We start from the raw sequence: 17,829 nt of genomic DNA on the forward strand, positions 1-17,829 counted from the left end.
ATCGCTCGTGTCAATCAAAATAATATGAGGTAACATAGACGACTATTAAATTCTTGATATTGACATTACTAAAATAAGAATCATACAATATTCCTTAGAAAATCTTGGTAAATACAATTTTAAGTATATTGTCCAGTTATCTAGTTTTCTCGAGCCGAGGGATACATCGATTGAGCTGAAGGGATGGCGTTACTGAAAAATCATGGTAAATGTCGCCAGGTAAAATCGCAACATAAAATAATTAAATGTTTTAGATGCAACTCAATCGAGACTAGTAACAATAGTCTTCAGCAATTTGTCGAACACTAAAATATCTTGTAGAGAACAGTCATGCGGTTTTTGAGACGATCGACGCTGTTATAAGACCGATATTAGATTTTTTGGTCTTTTTCTTAATTATTTTGACCTTTCTAAATGAAATTATTTATTTTTGAGCTATTGGTAAAGCTTTGAAGATAGTATGGCGGTCGCTATACAACTAGATTAACCTCGACCGCTCAACTATGCTAATAAAGATTCTCGAAAGTAAAGAACAGTTTAGATACGCTGCAATAAACTCAAGCCGTGAGTATCAGTGCCACAGGTGCTATAAAGATTATATTTAACCGCTAAGTGTTTGACTGTTGCAGTCTGTGCCGAGCTAGGTTGCCAGGGTTTGGGATTATTGTAAGCATAGTAGGTTTCTACTCCCGCTATACCCAATTTAGCGGCGGCAGGGATTAATTTCTGAGGAGGAAGACGATAGCGAGCTGGATGTGCCAAAACTGCCAACCCTCCTGCTTGCCGAATGCCGTTAATTACCCTCGCAGCTTCTGCTCGCTCACCTCTTGGAGCATAACCTTGTAAATAAGGTTGAAGAAAGGGAGAATCAATCGCAAATCCGTAACCGAGAATATGTACTTCTTGTCTCAGAAGCTTGGCAGTTATTTCAACTCCACTCCAAACATGAGGTAAAGTTTTACCGTTATTTTGCTGGCGTAATTTGTCCAAATTGCGTCGCACTGCCAAATAGCCATCAACTGAATGGTGATCGGTTATCGCCAAACCTTTTAGTCCAACTTTTACCGCTTGCTGCATTAATAGCTCAGGAGTCAATCTGCCGTCTGAAAATACGGTGTGTAGATGAAAATTGTACGTATAAGGACAACTATTTTCGTGAATTGTTTGCCAAGCTTTTTTTAGAATACAAGTTTCCGGTATCGTGTCATTTACTAAGGATATTGTAGTCATACATACACATTTATTTATCATTGTAATTGTTATTAACAACATAACAAAATAAAATACCCAATGACGGCGATCGCGATCGTCAAACAGCTACCTTTAATTGGCTTTTAAGATAAATTAATACTGCGGAAAGTTATTGTTCGGTAACAGTTAATAATTTATATGACTACCTTGCTACCTGCGGTTTTGCCAGTCGCTTCGATCATTTTAGTAGGCTTTATCGTGGGACGTACTCTACCACTACAGCGACAAACTATTTCTCAGTTAATTTTATTTGTTTTATCCCCAGCCTTAGTAATTGATAGTTTATATCGAACGACTTTATCGCTACAAAATTCCCAAAAATTACTGATAGGTTTTACTCTAACTTCATTATTAATTTATCTGGGAATGTGGTTGCTAGGTAAAATCGCGCAGTTATCTACAGCCTCGAATAAAGCTTTAATTGCGGCAACAGTTTTTGCCAACAACGGTAATATGGGATTACCAGTAGTGACATTTGCTTTGGGTACGGCGGGATTGGAAAGAGCGGTCGTCTGTCTGATTGCTTCTAGCATTTTATTGTTTTGTTTCGGTCCTGCTATTTTGCAAGGCAAAGGAATTTGGTATGGTATCAAATTAACTGTGAAGCTACCACTGATCTGGTCGATTCTAATCGGTTTGATTTTACGATTGTTTGCCGTACAATTTCCTTTCGAACTGGATACGGGGATCCAAAAATTAGGAGCGGCAGCTATACCCGTAGCCCTAATTTTGCTGGGAATGCAGCTGTCCACTACCCGTTTTGAGTTGGGTAAGCGAGAAACTTTGGCAATCGCCATCCGTTTATTAATCGCACCTCTAACCGCTTATGGAGTCGGCAGGGTTTTACAAATGGAAGAATTAAGTTTACAGGTATTAGTCTTGCAAAGTGCTATGCCTACCGCCGTTAATTCTCTAGTTATAGTCAGCGAGTTTGGAGGAGATGTGAACTTTATCGCCAGAGCAATTGTTGGCTCGACCGTAATTAGTTTTGCTACTTTGCCTTTAGTTTTATGGTTACTGTTGGGCTGAGAAACTCTGAAAAGCAGAAAGGATGGGGGAGAAGAAGGTAATAGGGTGAAGAAATCGCAGCAAGTTAAGAAAAGCTTCTAATCTTAATTTGTCAGTTGAACCTATAAGCTAATATGTAGAGACATTTTAATCTTTAGATAACATCTTGGTCTGTCCGTATTCCCAAAGAGTCGGAGCTAAGAGAAATAAAATCACTAAAATTAAAGCCAAAACTCCAAACCGAGAAATCCAACTAACGATCTGCTCTAAGGAAATTATCTTGCCCAGAAAAAAAGATAAGCTAACGATAGTAACAGCCCAGATTGTCGCACCACCAAAATTACAGAGTAAAAACTGTCTGTAGGGCATCTCAGTAATTCCTGCTAAAGGACCGGCAAAAATTCTGAGCAAGGTTACAAAACGACCGAAAAAAACGGCTTGGGGGGCATTTTTACTGTAGCGTTCCCTGACAGACTCTAACTGCTGCTCCTGAATTCTGAAGAAACCGCCAATTTTAACCAGTAGAGTCCAGCCACCCCATCTACCGATCCAGTAACCAAAATTGTCTCCTAAAACTGCACCACCGATCGCGCTAGCCAACACCCACCAATAGCTCAATTTACCGCTTCCCGCCAAAAAACCACCTACTATGGTGACGGTTTCTCCTGGGATGGGAATACCTGTATTTTCGACCGCTATTCCTAAAAATACTGCCCAGTAACCATATTGACGGGCAATTTCTAAAGCATTATCTAAACTGAGTAACTCGATGGACATTTAGCTACGAACGTGGGGACTAGAGGGTTTAGCAAACGCCATTCCTCAACCTAAGTGGGAATTGGTTCGCCTGGACGTAGTTTAGCCCATTTGCCTACTTCTTGGCGGAAACTAGCGCAGCCGACAACGTCCCATTCCATTTCAATAGTATCTGAATTAGTGCGAATATTGACATTAATTGTCGGTTCTACAGGTTCAAAACTTGGGGTTTCGGTGAGATGGGGCTGTTGATGTTGAGTTTCTACTGCGTTATAAGTTTGACATTGGTCTACGAAGTAGCAATTTACACAAATACACATAACCTGATTCCAAATTAGCTCTTACCTTACTTATTAAACTAGCTCAAACTTAAGTTATGTTTGAGTATTTGTTGAAATAATTATTATATGATTTTCCCCACGCTTCGCGAGTATTTTTCAGCGATCGCCCTTCCTTTCGATTTGAGTTCGTTACCCCATACCGCCTATTTAGTTGGTGGTGCGGTAAGGGATGGATTGCTTAAGCGTACTAAAGCTAGTTTCGATTTAGACTTAGTTTTACCAGCCAAACCAATAGAAACGGCGCGAGAAATTGCTCGTCGTTATCGGGGTGGATTTGTCGTCCTAGATGAAGCCAGACAGATTGCTAGAGTAGTTTTTCCTACCGGAACCCTAGATTTTGCTTTACAAGAAGGAGACAGTTTAACCGACGATTTACAACGAAGAGATTTTACAATTAATGCGATCGCCTATAACTTTCGCTCTCAACAATTAATCGATCCTTTTGGTGGAGTAGAAGCTCTCGAACGGGGTAAAATCGCCATGATTTCACCAACCAACCTGCAAGACGATCCTTTAAGGATATTAAGAGCTTATCGCCAAGCAGCACAGCTAGATTTTACCATTGAAGCTAAAACCAGAAAAACGCTCGTTTCCCTAGCATCGTGGCTACCCCAAGTTGCGGCTGAAAGAGTGCGAACAGAATTTGAATATCTCATTGACAGCGATCTAGGCAATAAGTGGCTGGCAGCTTTGTGGCAAGATGGGTTACTAGAACTTTATTTTCCGACAGTCGATGCCGACAAGATTCAGCAGCTAACGGCAGTAGAAAAGGCGGCAAATTATTTAACTTCCACCTGGGAGGGTTTTGGCAAACGCTGTCCTAACTGGCAAAATTCAGCCAAAATTGCTACTTTAGTTTCCTCCTCTCCAGAGACAGCCGAAGCCGAATTGAGCGATTTAAAATATTCTCGTGCTGAGATCAAAGCGATCGTGGCGACAGTTAAGCACTTACCCCAATTACAAACAGCCAAATCTCTAATGAGTTTGAGGGAACAGTATTTCTTTTTTCAACAGGTTCGAGATATTTTTCCCATTTTGATAACTAGAGCGATCGCCACAGGAGTCAGTCGAGAAATTACCACACCTTTAATTCAACGCTATCTCGACCTTGACGATCGCGTAGTCTATCCCCAACCCCTAGTTACCGGTAACGAGCTAATTGCCAACTTGAATCTTAAACCTTCTCCGCTCGTTGGTAAGCTGCTCACAGAAATTTACATTGCTTATCTAGAAGAAAAAATTGCAACGCCTCAAGAAGCCTTACAGTTTGCTGCCAACCTCGTCGATCGAGATTAATTTGTGGTTTAGATTTTTGAGTTTTCAGTCATCATCGAATTTTCGTCAAACTTCCATCGGGTTGAGTTGCATCATTTGCCAAGTTACAAATGTACCGACGGGACTCCATAATAAGTAGGGCAGAAGTAACCAGACTGCGGTAGAACTAATCGGTAAAACCGTCAGAGCCAAAAAACAGCCCAAGATAAAACCAGTACCGCCAATAATCGTGCCAATTTTGAGACTGCGAGTTTTGCACATTACTGGAGTGTAGAGAGCGATCGCAATTTCAACTAATAAATAAAACCCCATCAACAACCAAGTGCCAGTAGTGCCGGGGTTAGCTTCCCAGACAATATATGCCGACCAAGCACCGCAAATAAAAACTACCGTCCAAATAATTGGAATTGCCCATTCAAATGTCAGCCAACTGGGACGAGTCAGGCGTTTAAACCAACGGAGATCTTTGGAATTGAGGGTGCGATTGAAACCAAAAGCGACGATTAAGGTAGCTGCGCCGATGATTAGCCAGGATGGAATCATATTGGAGAATTAAATCTATAGTGGTCGTGGAGGAATTTCTAAGATATCGATGGGAATGATTTTGACTCTCAATTCTACGGGTCGATTTAGTTCGCTAGCCAACAAATTTCTCGCTCGTTCGAGGCGGTCGCGTGAGATAGAATTGGCAGGAGCTGCTATTTCCATCTCTACTAGTAAATAATCCTCTTGGGGTTTAACGGCGATCGAGCGAATGTCAGAGCGAGCAAAAATTGGCGATCGCTCGCGGACTATTTCATTAACTGTATAACGGACATTTTTTTGAATAATTAAAGTTCTTAAAGACAAAGTCAGAGGTAAGCCCAGTAATACTAAAATTCCTACTGCAAATATTAAACCGTGCTTGGCTCGCTCGATACTACCGTAGGACTGACATAAAAAAATAATTACGCCGCTAAATACAATTCCCGTCAAGTTAGTTAAGAATAATACTAACGAACCGAGAGTGAGAGATTTTTCCCCTAAAGCCAAACCAATGCCGATGACGCTTAGCGGCGGTACGAGAGCGACGGCGATCGCCACACCAGGTAGAGCATCGGCAATGCGTCTGCGGGAGTTGGCAAAAGCTCCTGCGGCTCCGGCGGCTAAAGCAATTCCCAAATCGATGAGAGTGGGGTTAGAACGGGCTAAAATTTCGGGTCCAACAGTTTTTAAATTGACGATGAGTGCGGTCAACCAAGAAATTGCGATGGTCAGACTGACACCTGTAAACAGAGTCAAAACCGAACGTCTGAGCAAGCGACGGTTAGCAATTGTGATGGAATAGGCGATGCCGACAATCGGTCCGATTAAAGGTGCAATAATCATCGCTCCAATAATAATGGCAACGCTATCGCCCAACAAACCAAAAGTGGCGATAATGCCCGACATACCCAAGAGAAAATGAAAACTCAGAGAAGGTACGGAAGCGCGCCACAAATCGCGATTGAGACTGGCGATAGGAATGGGTTTTTCTGATAACCAATGCCAATCCCCGCTGTGGGTATTCCAAAATTGTTCGATTTTTTTGGCTTGAACGGGATATTTTTGGCGAACCAGGGATTTAAGTCGCTCTAAATAGCTAGGATCTTGAATGAGAAGTATCATTTTGATTGGGCGATGAATGAAAGAAAATAGTAATAAGCAAGCAGAGGAGCAAGAAAGAACTTGAAGACAGGGGGACGAGGAGGCAAGAAAACAATTATTATCCTTGACTTTTTTCCCTTTCGTTGTCTCTGCAAAAGTCTTTAGGCTCCCATTCCCGAATATTGCCTCAAACCTCTACGCCAGAGCCAACGATTGGCGATCGCAAATACTATCGTCCAGCCGATAATTATGGCGATGCTCTGTCCGATATTAACTTCTAATCCCGTCAGCAAAGCTGCGGGAAAATGCATTAAATAGGGAAAAGGAGTCCACTGAACTACTTGTCTGATGGTGGCGGGAAACACTTCTAATGGGGCGATAGTTCCAGACAGAAAAGTATAAAATAAGAACCAAAACTGCTGCACCGCACTGGCTCTTTCCGTCCAAAAAGCCAACATCGCAAAGGTGTATTGAATGATAAAGCGCAGGCTGAAGGCAATAGCGATCGCCAGAACGTATAGCAACCCCTGTCGAGTGCTCGGTATCCAAGCTGCATCGGGATAGAGCAGGAAAAACAAACCTGCAAACAAAATTATCAAGGGGATACGAGTCAACTTTTCGGCTAAGTGACGGGCGACATGATGCCATACGGGATCGATAGGCTGTAACAAGCGAAAAGAGAGTTTTCCTTCGACCACTTCCCTTTCGAATTCCCAAATTACCCAGATGCTTGTAAATTGTCTGGTTAAAAAAACGCTAAAAAAATAACGAATAAAGTCAACCGAACTCAACCCAAAATCAGCATTTTGAGATGCTTTAACCCATACTCCCATAAGAATGATCGGTAGAGAGTTAGACAAAGCCCATAAAAATATTTCGGCTCTGTATTCGAGCATATGGGCGTAGTGGGCGAGTAAAATGGTACTGGCTTTTCTAAAAATCGATTTCATCACAGTTTTGGAAATGAATGATTCGGCAAGTAGGCAATAGCCAACAAAAAATCGCAAATATTTATTTATCGATCTTGGCGAACGAGCGGTTTTTTACAAAAATTAATAATAATGGTAGTCGATCCTACGAAAAATAATACTTTTGCTGGAGCGATAAATAGAGCTTTTTATTTAAGATTGAATATCGATAATGTACAAATACTAACGATATACTCGGTTTAATTTACTTATTTAGGAGGAAGAAGTGTCCGCTTTTTTCAAAAAAAGTCGTCAGTTAATCGTGACGGCAGTTTTAGTTTTAATCTTGACTACCGTCACCGCTTGTGGCGGTGCACCAACAGCCCAAAATAGAGAACTAGCTCCCGTAGGTAACGGACAGGTCTATAGCCAGCTAGAACGAGGCAATAGCGTTGCGGGTCAACAGTTTGGTGACTGGGTTGTTAGTAAAAGCAGGGGACTGATTCAAGATGCTTACGTACGGGATGACAATAAATTGGGAGTGGTAATTACGCCCCAAGTAAGACCAGAGGAAGTGAAAACTTTGGCGCGATCCCTAACTCAAGGGTTTCATAAAAACTTTCCCGATCGCAATTTGGCAGTCTTAATCTACGCACCAGATAAAGAGTTGATTCTTACGGCTCAGTACGACCAAAAATTAAATCAAATTCAATATAAATCTTAGGTTTACGAGGTAAATAAAAATATGTCTAGTAATAGAGAATACAAACGCCAAATTATGAATGACTTGGCGCAAGGGGATGTGGAGTCTCTTGACGATACTACTGCAGATAATTTGGCCAGTCAATATCAAAACTTTGATGACTTTGCCCAGCGTTCCTCTAGAGAAGAGAGACGGGGTTTGTTTGGTCGTTCTTTCAACCACAATAACATTCCGCCAGCCCAAATGGAGCCAGAATTGCGAGAGGCGATCGCCAAAATTAAGCCCAACGAACGGGATGATGTGGCGCGAGAATTCTTCAAACATTTCAAAAAAAGAGGCTTGAGCGAGCGCGACTTGGAAAAACAGTTGGGTTTGTCTACCCATCATGCCAGCCGCATGAATGCCGACGATGTAAGCAAACTTGCTAACTTTGCCTATCACTCTCATCCCGATATTTTCCAAGAAGTTATGGCAGACCAGCCAGCCATCGTCAAGTTTCTCAGCAATCCTTTAGTAGGAGCGGCTTTGGGTGCAATAGCTGCTAAATGGTTTGGCGGTAGAAAGTAAACACTGCCTCTTAAGATTTGACTAAAATTTAACTTATCTGAAGTATAGTGCGAGCATGATTGTTGGCACTATATTTTTATTTCATTATTTAAAGATCTGCTCCCTCGAACCTCTGACGAGGATTTAATAGATAAAAGTAGCAATCGTTAGATGTAATAATAAACTTTTTGTAACCCAAAGCAATTTAAGTTTCTGTCTAATTTGTAACGTACATGAAAGATATCGGTAAAGAACTGCTGACAAAAAGAGAGGTGATTGTCGAAAACTGGATTGAAGCAGTTTGCCGAGACGTAGAAATAGATAGTGCCAGAGAATTGACTCATCAGGCAGTAAAAAACAGTATTCCCTTTATTATTGAAGCGATCGCTACTTTACTAACCGAGTCTCGACTTGATGACGATCCCGAAGAAGTCGAACAAAAGAGTTTTGAACATGGTTTAACTAGAGCAGAACAAGGATATGACGCTGCTGAAATCGTTCGAGAATATCGCTTATTGCGGCAAGTTATTTTTTCGGTTTTAGAACCTTGCTTACTTACTGGTTCGGGACGGGAAGTGTTACAAGCAGTTAAGACAATCGATATCGTACTAGATGAAGTAACCGCGGCATCTCTAGAAAGCTATATCGAGGCGCGAATGCATGAGGTCGAACAGGTGCGAAACCAACTGTTACTCACCAATCAAGAATTAACTCGCTTGGTAGAAACACAAAAAGACAACCTTTCCCATCTAGCACACGAATTAAAAAATCCTCTCAACGCGATCGTTGGTTTCTCGACTCTCTTGTTGCAGCAACAACAAAGAACCAGACAACAAGAAGGTACTTCTTTAAATTTACAAACTATCGAGCGAGTTTTAAGCAATGGACAACAGTTGTTGCGTCTGATCAATAATGCCCTAGAAGTTTCTCGCTATGAAAGCGATCGTATCGAGTTAAATATAGAAACTGTCAATGTCAAAACTCTAATTCGAGATATTACTGCCGCTTTAGAAACTTCAATTGGCGATAAAGACTTAGAACTATCAATAGATTGTACCCGCGCCCCAGAAATAGTCTTAAGCGACTCTTTGCGCCTGCGGCAGATTATCTCTAATCTGATTAGTAATGCTCTACGCTATAGTGACTCGGGTAAGATCGAGATCGTCTGTCAACAGCTAGATCGCGATCGCTGGACATTTTCCGTTAGCGATACCGGTAGAGGCATCAGCGAAGAAGACCAAAAACGAATTTTTGAGCCTTTTTATCGAGTCGGTAGCCCGGAAGATTATCTTCCTCAAAGCACCGGTTTGGGTTTGGCGATCGTCAATAAACTAGTTCAGCGGTTTCAAGGAGAGATAGAAGTGCAGTCGCAGTTGGGTGAAGGTTCGACTTTTACCGTAATTTTACCGCGAGCGATCGCTCAAATTAGTCAACAATGATAGCGCGCGAGCGCCTAATATTAAAGTGAGTTCGACGAACTTAGAAAATAGACACATTTTAGGATTGTATGGGACAAAAATACAGGCACCAAAACACTTCTGTCAGCCTGATTAACTATCACTTCGTCTGGTGTCCGCGAAGGCGTAGAAAAGTGTTAATTGGTTTAGTACAACCAAGGCTAAAACAGTTAATCTACGAGGCTGCTCTAAAAATCGATCTTGAAGTTGTGGCTCTCGAAGTGATGCCCGACCATATTCACGCTTTTCTCAACTGTCCTCCTACAATTGCTCCATCACAAGTGATGCACCGAATCAAAGGCTATACTGCTCGATATCTCAGACAAGAATTTTCAGAGCTGATGAAATTACCTTCGATGTGGACAAGAAGCTATTTCTGTTCTACTGCTGGCAATGTTTCGTCCTCTACCATCGAAAAGTACATTGCTCAACAGAAAACTCGTGGCTGATTCATCCATACGCTTGGAAAGCGTGGGCTTTCATTTGCTGTAAGAATATTGTATATTGTATGCCATTGTTATAATCAAACTCTAGAATCTCCTACAGCATCACCCCAAGTAGTAATTACATCGTAAGTATATCCTTCCGGTAAGATTGAATCGTCTCGCACTTCATAGCTGCTTTAGGTTATCATCTGTTCCTCTGGCGAAATCTTTTCTGAGACAATGGTAGTGGCAACCTTACTGGTTGAAAACCTGGAGTAGGGATTGTGGTCTCTATCTGGGCTTGGGCAGTTGCCGTTCCCCCTCGCTTGTAGTAAGCCAGCTATTTTGAGATTTGGCGATCGCTCTTACGGGCAGAGTACCAACAGTAGCCCCTAAAAATAACAGAAAATTATGGCGTTTAAGAGTCATAATGAATTTGTAAAAAACTGTAAACTATCTAGTCACTGCAAAGTCACCATATTTATTTTTATTTTATGTTTTCGATCGGAGCATGGCTGACACGAGGACAAGACTGGCTCAGTTCTCTAGGTTACGGTGCCTATCCTACTTTTATAGTTTTGTATATTGTGGTAACTTCGATTGGACTACCGACAATTTTTTTGTTTATTGGTGCTGGTAGTTTATTTGGATTCATTCCCGGTTCGTTGCTGGTTTCTGTTGCCGATACTCTAAGTATTGCCATTTGCTATGTTTTGGGTAGAACTATCGCCCGTCAAAAAGTCAATCAGTGGATTGCCGAACGTCCCGAATGGGAAAAGTTCGATCGCGCTGTAGCTCAAAAAGGCTGGAAAATCGTTTTTCTAGCTCGTCTCGCTCCAATCGTACCTTCTAATCTACTTAACTATGGTTTTAGCCTAACTGAAATTAATTTTTGGCAATATTTGCTGGTTTCTTGGCTAGGCACGATTCCGGTTATCGGACTGTACGTTTATCTTGCTTCGGTAGGGGCTAATTTACTGTCTGGAAATAACGATCCCAGACAAATCTTATTTTCAGTCATCGGTGCGCTCGCCGCATTAGCAGCTTTATTGTATGCTACTAAAATAATTAAAAACACTTTTTCTCGATCGAACTAAATCTTGTTTTTTATTTAATAGCAGTAGCGATCGCCACCCCCCACCACCAATCTAACTTGCGTTTTTCAGCTCTAAGTATGGTGAACTCTGCCGAAGATAGAGAGCAATGCAGTTCTGCTTGAGTGTAACATCCCGTATAGGCTGAATCGAAAAGTTTTAGTCCTAGATCTAAAAACTTTACCGTAAAAAAATCCCGACACCAATCTAAGATTATCAGTCTACCTTGCGGTTTTAAAACTCGCTTCATATCCGATAGAGCTAACTGTGGCTCGTCAAAATAGTGAAAAGCACTAGCACAAACGATAACATCGAAACTTTCTGCCGAAAAGGGTAATTTATCCGCCTTTGCTTGTTGAAATTCAACATTAGGATATGCCCGACATTTTTGACGAGCTACCTGAAGCATATTGGCAGAAAGATCGATTCCTGAAATTTGCTGAGTGGAATTTCGTTGGAGAATTAGTTTGGCAAACTCTCCAGTACCACAAGCCACATCTATAACTCTTTCTCCCTCGGAAATTTGCGACCAATCCACACAAAAAGCAAGCGTTTTGTCAATATAACCCTGCCACCGGCGATCGTACCAACTAGCCATTTTGTCGTATTGCTGGTTGACTTTTTGTTCGGATAAGTTAGTAGTAGTCGATAACATGGAAATCTTGACTCAAATTTATTTAAGGATCTTAGAAGTTTGCCTGTTTGCGTAACAGTTCGCCAATGGTTAGATTGAGAGCGGCTTGTCCCTCAAACACCGTACCGACTTTACCTCTGGCAAAATGAATTTTATCTAACTGATAGCCATCTTCTGGTAGCGGTATATAAACAACTTCGCTGACAGTTTGGGGAACTTCATCTAGATAAAATTCTACAAATTCTTTGAGATTGGGGTTATTCTGCGCGGCACTGGAGTTAACGTAAATAAACAGCGGACGAGACAGAGGCTGATATTCCCCCGCTTCTACTGTCTGGCGAGAAGGTAAAACTGCTCCATCGCCGCGAGCGATCGCCAAGGCTTTTAAGTCGTCTTGATTGGCTTCATAATAAGCATAGCCAAAATATCCTAGAGCATTGGGGTCTTGTTTAATTCCTTGCACTAGAACTTAGCATCGCAATTTCTTAAGGGAAAAATGGTAGCGTAACGACGAAACTCAGCTAAATATTGTTCGAGAATTACAAACTGCGGCAAATTGAGACTGTAGTAAATCCAACGTCCCTGCTGACGAGAACGAATTAATTCGGCCTCTTTTAAAGTTTTAAGGTGAAACGAAAGCTTCGATTGATTGACATTTAAATGTTCGCAAAGATCGCATACACATAATTCTCGGTCTTTTAATAAATCGACCACAGCCAAACGTAAAGGAACGGAAAGGGCATGAAACCCTGTCATAATAAGAGTAGATTCTGTGGATGAATTAACTTGCATCAACTTTTGTCAAAATGTTGTTCTTAATTATAATCAGAGATTAATTCTTCGGTAATTTTTCAATTAAAATTTTATTGAAATGACCTCCAGCATTACTTCCAAATCCTTAGTTTATCCTCGCCGTACCATTATCAGAGCTACCAGAGCCTTAACTTGCTCTGGATTTCAACTAAAATTATTTCAGGCAATGCGAAATCAGAGCGTTCTCTTGAGCGAGATTGCAGGTGTTACGGGAGTTGAAGCAGGATATACTCAAAAATCACTAACCGAATCTGGAGCAGAAGCTCGATTATTATGGTTGATCCAAGTTGGTTTATTACGGCGAGAGGTAGACGGACAGGGTTTGACCGATAGTTTTCGCCTAACTCCTTTAGGCAGACAAATAGTAGCCTCCTACGAACGAGGTGCCAATTCACTGCCACAGCCTAACTCGATCGCTAGAGTTTCCAATTGGCTAAATCGTTGGTTAAAATGGTCACTTTAGATAAGTTAGCGACCGTTGTCACAGTGAATACATTATAAATAAGCAGGGGCTAGATTGATGAAAGCGATTATGGTGGTGGGGACTACCTCCCATGCAGGAAAATCCTTCTTGACTGCTGCTTTGTGCCGCATCTTAGCAAGACATGGCTGGCGAGTAACTCCCTTTAAAGGGCAAAACATGGCTCTTAACGCCTATGTGACTGCTACAGGAGGAGAAATTGGTTACGCTCAAGCGGTACAAGCATGGGCAGCCGGAGTGGTACCGCAAGTGGATATGAATCCGATTTTGCTCAAACCTCAAGGCAACATGACCTCTCAAGTAATTATTAAGGGCAAAGCGGTAGGAACTACTAATGCCACAGAATACTATGATAAATATTTTAATTTTGGTTGGGAAGTTATTCAAGAATCTCTCTATCGCCTATCTCTAGAATTCGATCTAGTTATTTGTGAAGGAGCTGGTAGTCCAGCAGAAATTAATCTCAAACATCGCGACCTAACTAATATGAGAGTTGCCAAGCATGTGAGAGCAGCGACAATTTTAGTTGTCGATATCGAACGGGGAGGAGCTTTTGCCCATGTAGTCGGCACATTAGAATTACTAGAACCTGAAGAGCGAGCATTGGTTAAAGGTATAGTTATTAATAAATTTCGTGGCGACAAAAAGTTACTAGACCCAGGAATCGAATGGCTCGAAAAGCACACCGGAATTCCTGTTTTGGGAACGATCCCTTGGCAAGAGTCGGCTTTTCCGGCGGAAGATTCACTCGATTTACTAGAAAGAAAATTTCAGCAGGCTAACAAAGACATAGAAATTAGCGTTATCCGTCTACCCAGAATTGCCAACTTTACCGATTTCGATCCTTTAAATGCCGAATCGACAGTTTCAATTAAATATGTCGGCATCAATGAAACTTTAGGATACCCCGATGCGGTAATCATTCCGGGAACTAAAACCACCATTTCCGATTTGCTAGCTCTAGAACAAAGCGGTATGGCACGGCAAATCAAAGAATACGCCGCAGCTGGTGGCACGATTTTAGGTATTTGTGGCGGTTATCAAATTCTCGGACAACAGATTATCGACCCAGAAGGAATTGAAGGAGAAGCAGGAGAGTTTAATGCGCTCGGTTTGATACCGATAACCACCATCCTAGCCAACAATAAAGTTGCTCGTCAAAGACAAGTTACTTCTAACCTACCTCAAGTAGGTTTGCCCGTTGATGGCTATGAAATCCATCAGGGAAGAAGCCGAATCGCTCGCAAATACAAACACAAAGATATAGAGTCTAACTACCAACCAATTTTTGACGATCCCAATTTAGGAATGGTGGATAAAAGTCAGTCGATTTGGGGCTGCTATATTCATGGTTTATTTGATAATGGAGCTTGGCGACGCTCTTGGTTGAATCAACTACGCAAACAACGGGGAATACCTTCTTTGGCAACGGGGATTGCTAATTATCGAGAGCAACGAGAAGCCGCCTTGAATGAGATCGCTAGCTTGGTGGAGCAAAATCTCGACTTAAGTACATTTTCACTAACTCGCAGATAAAATCTTAGTAAATTAGTAATAAGAAAGCAAGAGCGGAAGCTAAATTTTATATAGAGCTAACAAAAAAGTATGAGTGTCAAAATTCGTTTTCTGCCCGATGATGTCACCGTGGCAGCAGAACCAGGAGAACCCCTGCTACAGGTTGCAGAACGGGCTGGGATATTTATTGCTACGGGCTGTCTGATGGGAAGCTGTCACGCTTGCGAGGTAGAATTAGAGGACGGAACGGCGATACGTTCTTGTATTAGTTCCGTACCTGGCGATCGCCCTGAGTTCACAGTCAACGTTTATGACGATCCGGCATGGTAGATAAGCGACCATAATCATTAGAACGGCGAGCGGCAATAGGTTTAGTTTGAGTAAGAGATAAGAGTAGAATTGGCAACGAAGCAATTTATCTGACTTACTGCCGAGTGCCTCGCCCTTAGACTACTCCTTACCTGTTACCCTTCACTAATTTTAAACCCCCTCTAAGGGCACTCTATCTAAAATAATTGATACTTCAATCGGTAATCGCATTGAGCAATACTTCCGATAGAGTCAAACCTTCCATATCGTCGATCGTAACCGTATCGACAATATCGAATTTTGCTCCCGCAGATTGTAGGCGGTCGTCTAAAGCCTTGAGAAACTGAGTTGCTTTGCGATCGTTGCCGACTTGAATCAAGGAAATACCCAGTTCATCCTCGCGGTCTATTTGTCGAGAAGCATCGATAATTAAACGCATGACCGATTTATAGTCGTCAGGTTCGCCATCGGTTACGACCAAAATCGTTTCGCCATTTTCTTTGGTCTTTCCTGCGGCCTTACGCTGAAAATAGTTATCGAGAGCATCTGACAGAACACTATATAAATCGGTACGTCCCATAGGATCGTTGTCTTCATAGATCCGATCTACTTTGTCGGAAGTAACATTATCGTAACGGCGAAAACGACCAGAAAATAGATAAACGGTAATACCGTCAGAATCAATTTCTTCACATTTTTTTGCTAATGCTAGAGTAGAATCTCGAGCAGATTGCCAACGGGTTTTACCTCCCGGGCGGTCGTTGATAGACATACTGCCGCTTTTATCGATAATCAATGTATAATCGCGGTCTTCTATAATAGAACCTTCAGCCATAGTTACGATCACCTTTGATAAACTGATTTTTGGTTTGAGTTAAGCTCATAACAAGCCCAAGCTAAAGTTACTTAAACTAAAGATCGAACATAAATTTCTAGCCTACAACTCTCTAGAAGTTGTTTCGCTGGAAAAATAATCTTTGAGTATTTATACTTGTTAGTTACCACGTAAATTGTAAACAGATATTGCAGGATTGAAACAAATATTTAGATGTTGTGATGAATAAAGAGCGGTCGTAAAATTTTTATATACATTAAAAGATAATACGAAAAATAATATTACGAGAAAAATCAAACTCATGGATAACGAACTCCAAAAATATAAGATGATCTGCACCCTAAAATTTGGCGATATTTACGGTCAGATTATCGTCTGGTTAATTGTTATTTTCATTAGTCTAGCTACTACTTTGGCTCTTTGGAGCAGTACTCGTCAAATTTATGCTTTGGCAACTGTGGGCATTGTTTTAGTATTATCCTTACCTTTCTTGCTGTTTGCCTTCGTAACTACTCTGTTAAATCATATTGAATTTGCACCTATAGAAGAAGCAGACGAAATGAGCCGCAGAAATGCCAACCGTCAAGCTGGTAGAGTTTCCCGTCAAAAACCAGCCGAAGCCGCAGGTTGAGCGAAACTATCTGCACGATTATCGAACTTGCTTGCCAATACGATTAATTTACAAGCAAGTTCCCAACTAATAGATTATTGATGAAGTACTGAGAAGCGCCGTATTTTATGAGGTCTGGTGGACAAAAACCGTACGCTTCTATGGTTCTATGACGGAGCCGACCGTAATTGGGTGATGGCATGAAATATCCAGGGCTTGAAAATTTTCGAACGTCGAGAACTGAGGCAGAATTTCCTTGCTAAAAGCTTCTGCTGCTTTAGAACGATAGCGATTGGGATTGATAATTACCGAAAGTGTCCGTTCGATAGTAACCTCCTCAATTTTAACTCGATGTAACACGCCCATTTGCAATTCTTTTTCGATCGCCGTCGTCGAAACAAAAGCTGCTCCCAATCCCGACTGTACGGCATTTTTAATCGCTTCAATCGAGTTGAGTTCCATCTCGATTTTGAGGCGTTTAGGGTCGATTTCGTAGCAGGTTAAAACTTTGTCGATAACTTTGCGGATCGTCGATTGAGAATCGAGGGTGATAAACTGCAATTTGTATAAATCTTCTTTGTGAATGCTTTCTTCTCGTGCTAAAGAGTGTACGGTGGGCAAAATTAAAGCCAATTCGTCATTGGCATAGGGAACGATCTTGAGAATTTCGCCGAGTTCTGCAGGTACTTCTCCGCCAATAATTGCCAGATCTACTTGTCCATTAGCTACCGCCCAGGAAGTACGGCGCGTTGAGTGAACCTGTAGCTGTACCGAAACATCGGGGTATTTTTGGCGAAACATACCAATCATTCGGGGAATTAAGTAGGTTCCCGTAGTTTGAGAAGCACCGACAATTAAGGTACCTCCTTGTAAATTTTGTAAATCTTCAAGCGCTCTACAGGTTTCTTGACACAGAGAAATGATTTTTTCCCCATAGCTTAATAATAAATGTCCCGCTTCGGTCAACTGTGCCCTACGACCACCGCGATCGAATAGAGGTACGTTTAGCTGTTTCTCTAGATTTTGTACTTGGAGACTAACTGCGGGTTGAGAGACATAGAGACTGTCAGCCGCTCTTTTAAAACTTCCTTCAGAGGAAATTGCCTTGAGAATGCGAAGCTGATCCAAAGTAAAAGGAATATCATACATATTATTTTTATAAAGTCAAATTTTAATTTAATTTGTAGTTGGAGTGTAAATCTTTAAAAAGTTTTTATTACAATTTGCACCCTACCATGATCG

At 41.5% G+C, this 17,829-nt stretch carries 22 protein-coding genes and 1 pseudogene; 11 read left to right on the plus strand and 12 right to left on the minus strand.

The features are described from left to right. Window positions 1-537: 537 nt before the first annotated feature. Window positions 538-1,230, minus strand: coding sequence for a PHP domain-containing protein (locus ACLFKQ_RS28530; protein WP_449003012.1), 693 nt, complete (start codon window positions 1,228-1,230; stop codon window positions 538-540). Between the two features lie 159 nt (window positions 1,231-1,389). Here ACLFKQ_RS28530 and ACLFKQ_RS28535 point away from each other — a divergent pair, with 159 nt between their 5' ends. Continuing rightward, window positions 1,390-2,280: an AEC family transporter gene (locus ACLFKQ_RS28535; protein ID WP_449003013.1), complete on the plus strand. Its 891-nt coding sequence runs from the start codon at window positions 1,390-1,392 to the stop codon at window positions 2,278-2,280. A gap of 126 nt (window positions 2,281-2,406) precedes the next feature. On the opposite strand, the gene ACLFKQ_RS28540 is transcribed toward ACLFKQ_RS28535, so the two are convergent. Together ACLFKQ_RS28540 and ACLFKQ_RS28545 are read right to left on the minus strand one after the other, a co-directional pair. Next, a complete protein-coding gene (locus ACLFKQ_RS28540; RefSeq protein WP_449003014.1) occupies window positions 2,407-3,036 on the minus strand; it encodes a DedA family protein in 630 nt (209 codons plus the stop codon). A 50-nt stretch (window positions 3,037-3,086) separates the two neighbouring features. Then, complete coding sequence (locus ACLFKQ_RS28545) at window positions 3,087-3,335, minus strand: Ycf34 family protein (protein ID WP_449003015.1); 249 nt, start codon at window positions 3,333-3,335, stop codon at window positions 3,087-3,089. 87 nt (window positions 3,336-3,422) lie between these two features. On the opposite strand from ACLFKQ_RS28545, the gene ACLFKQ_RS28550 reads away from it, so the two are divergent. Further along, entirely contained in the window at window positions 3,423-4,652 is a 1,230-nt protein-coding gene (locus tag ACLFKQ_RS28550) for a CCA tRNA nucleotidyltransferase (protein ID WP_449003016.1), read from the plus strand. Between the two features lie 45 nt (window positions 4,653-4,697). Here the strand turns inward: ACLFKQ_RS28550 and ACLFKQ_RS28555 are convergent, their stop codons facing one another. From ACLFKQ_RS28555 to ACLFKQ_RS28565, 3 genes are all read right to left on the minus strand, one after another. Beyond that, window positions 4,698-5,174 (minus strand): TspO/MBR family protein, encoded by a 477-nt coding sequence (locus ACLFKQ_RS28555; protein WP_449003017.1) that lies wholly within the window; start codon window positions 5,172-5,174, stop codon window positions 4,698-4,700. 15 nt (window positions 5,175-5,189) lie between these two features. Continuing rightward, a complete protein-coding gene (locus ACLFKQ_RS28560) occupies window positions 5,190-6,278 on the minus strand; it encodes a TIGR00341 family protein (RefSeq protein WP_449003018.1) in 1,089 nt (362 codons plus the stop codon). Between the two features lie 140 nt (window positions 6,279-6,418). Then, window positions 6,419-7,207: an ABC transporter permease gene (locus tag ACLFKQ_RS28565; protein ID WP_449003019.1), complete on the minus strand. Its 789-nt coding sequence runs from the start codon at window positions 7,205-7,207 to the stop codon at window positions 6,419-6,421. Window positions 7,208-7,451: 244 nt separating this feature from the next. On the opposite strand from ACLFKQ_RS28565, the gene ACLFKQ_RS28570 reads away from it, so the two are divergent. From ACLFKQ_RS28570 to tnpA, 4 genes are all read left to right on the plus strand, one after another. Continuing rightward, the gene (locus ACLFKQ_RS28570) at window positions 7,452-7,889 is read left to right on the plus strand and encodes a hypothetical protein (protein WP_449003020.1); all 438 of its coding nucleotides are present in this window, start codon (window positions 7,452-7,454) and stop codon (window positions 7,887-7,889) included. A 21-nt stretch (window positions 7,890-7,910) separates the two neighbouring features. After that, a complete protein-coding gene (locus tag ACLFKQ_RS28575; protein ID WP_449003021.1) occupies window positions 7,911-8,435 on the plus strand; it encodes a hypothetical protein in 525 nt (174 codons plus the stop codon). A gap of 212 nt (window positions 8,436-8,647) precedes the next feature. Further along, complete coding sequence (locus ACLFKQ_RS28580) at window positions 8,648-9,853, plus strand: sensor histidine kinase (RefSeq protein ID WP_449003022.1); 1,206 nt, start codon at window positions 8,648-8,650, stop codon at window positions 9,851-9,853. A 68-nt stretch (window positions 9,854-9,921) separates the two neighbouring features. Next, entirely contained in the window at window positions 9,922-10,320 is a 399-nt protein-coding gene (tnpA, locus tag ACLFKQ_RS28585; RefSeq protein WP_449003023.1) for an IS200/IS605 family transposase, read from the plus strand. A 267-nt stretch (window positions 10,321-10,587) separates the two neighbouring features. Here the strand turns inward: tnpA and ACLFKQ_RS28590 are convergent, their stop codons facing one another. Then, window positions 10,588-10,725: a hypothetical protein gene (locus ACLFKQ_RS28590; protein ID WP_449003024.1), complete on the minus strand. Its 138-nt coding sequence runs from the start codon at window positions 10,723-10,725 to the stop codon at window positions 10,588-10,590. Between the two features lie 65 nt (window positions 10,726-10,790). Here ACLFKQ_RS28590 and ACLFKQ_RS28595 point away from each other — a divergent pair, with 65 nt between their 5' ends. Further along, window positions 10,791-11,393 (plus strand): TVP38/TMEM64 family protein, encoded by a 603-nt coding sequence (locus tag ACLFKQ_RS28595; RefSeq protein ID WP_449003025.1) that lies wholly within the window; start codon window positions 10,791-10,793, stop codon window positions 11,391-11,393. A 10-nt stretch (window positions 11,394-11,403) separates the two neighbouring features. On the opposite strand, the gene ACLFKQ_RS28600 is transcribed toward ACLFKQ_RS28595, so the two are convergent. From ACLFKQ_RS28600 to ACLFKQ_RS28610, 3 genes and pseudogenes are all read right to left on the minus strand, one after another. After that, window positions 11,404-12,045 carry a class I SAM-dependent methyltransferase gene (locus ACLFKQ_RS28600; protein WP_449003026.1) on the minus strand — a complete coding sequence of 214 codons (642 nt, stop codon included), beginning with the start codon at window positions 12,043-12,045 and terminating at the stop codon, window positions 11,404-11,406. Between the two features lie 31 nt (window positions 12,046-12,076). Then, window positions 12,077-12,493: pseudogene (locus tag ACLFKQ_RS28605) on the minus strand (hypothetical protein); the annotation flags it as partial. Beyond that, complete coding sequence (locus ACLFKQ_RS28610; RefSeq protein WP_449003027.1) at window positions 12,487-12,816, minus strand: ArsR/SmtB family transcription factor; 330 nt, start codon at window positions 12,814-12,816, stop codon at window positions 12,487-12,489. The gene ACLFKQ_RS28610 and the pseudogene ACLFKQ_RS28605, both read right to left, overlap by 7 nt. Window positions 12,817-12,895: 79 nt before the next feature. On the opposite strand from ACLFKQ_RS28610, the gene ACLFKQ_RS28615 reads away from it, so the two are divergent. The 3 genes from ACLFKQ_RS28615 to ACLFKQ_RS28625 all read left to right on the plus strand — a co-directional run bounded on the left by ACLFKQ_RS28615 (window position 12,896) and on the right by ACLFKQ_RS28625 (window position 15,163). Continuing rightward, window positions 12,896-13,300 carry an Npun_F0494 family protein gene (locus ACLFKQ_RS28615; RefSeq protein WP_449003028.1) on the plus strand — a complete coding sequence of 135 codons (405 nt, stop codon included), beginning with the start codon at window positions 12,896-12,898 and terminating at the stop codon, window positions 13,298-13,300. A gap of 57 nt (window positions 13,301-13,357) precedes the next feature. Then, window positions 13,358-14,854, plus strand: a complete 1,497-nt coding sequence (cobQ, locus tag ACLFKQ_RS28620; protein WP_449003029.1) for a cobyric acid synthase CobQ — start codon at window positions 13,358-13,360, stop codon at window positions 14,852-14,854. 69 nt (window positions 14,855-14,923) lie between these two features. After that, entirely contained in the window at window positions 14,924-15,163 is a 240-nt protein-coding gene (locus ACLFKQ_RS28625) for a 2Fe-2S iron-sulfur cluster-binding protein (RefSeq protein ID WP_449003030.1), read from the plus strand. 193 nt (window positions 15,164-15,356) lie between these two features. On the opposite strand, the gene ACLFKQ_RS28630 is transcribed toward ACLFKQ_RS28625, so the two are convergent. Beyond that, window positions 15,357-15,962, minus strand: a complete 606-nt coding sequence (locus ACLFKQ_RS28630; protein ID WP_449003079.1) for a vWA domain-containing protein — start codon at window positions 15,960-15,962, stop codon at window positions 15,357-15,359. A 316-nt stretch (window positions 15,963-16,278) separates the two neighbouring features. Here ACLFKQ_RS28630 and ACLFKQ_RS28635 point away from each other — a divergent pair, with 316 nt between their 5' ends. Beyond that, on the plus strand, window positions 16,279-16,608 hold the full coding sequence (locus tag ACLFKQ_RS28635; RefSeq protein WP_449003031.1) for a hypothetical protein: 330 nt from the start codon (window positions 16,279-16,281) through the stop codon (window positions 16,606-16,608). A gap of 138 nt (window positions 16,609-16,746) precedes the next feature. Here the strand turns inward: ACLFKQ_RS28635 and ACLFKQ_RS28640 are convergent, their stop codons facing one another. Further along, window positions 16,747-17,736 (minus strand): LysR substrate-binding domain-containing protein, encoded by a 990-nt coding sequence (locus tag ACLFKQ_RS28640; RefSeq protein ID WP_449003032.1) that lies wholly within the window; start codon window positions 17,734-17,736, stop codon window positions 16,747-16,749. Between the last annotated feature and the right edge of the window lie 93 nt (window positions 17,737-17,829).

The organism is Myxosarcina sp. GI1(2024), from assembly GCF_053543375.1.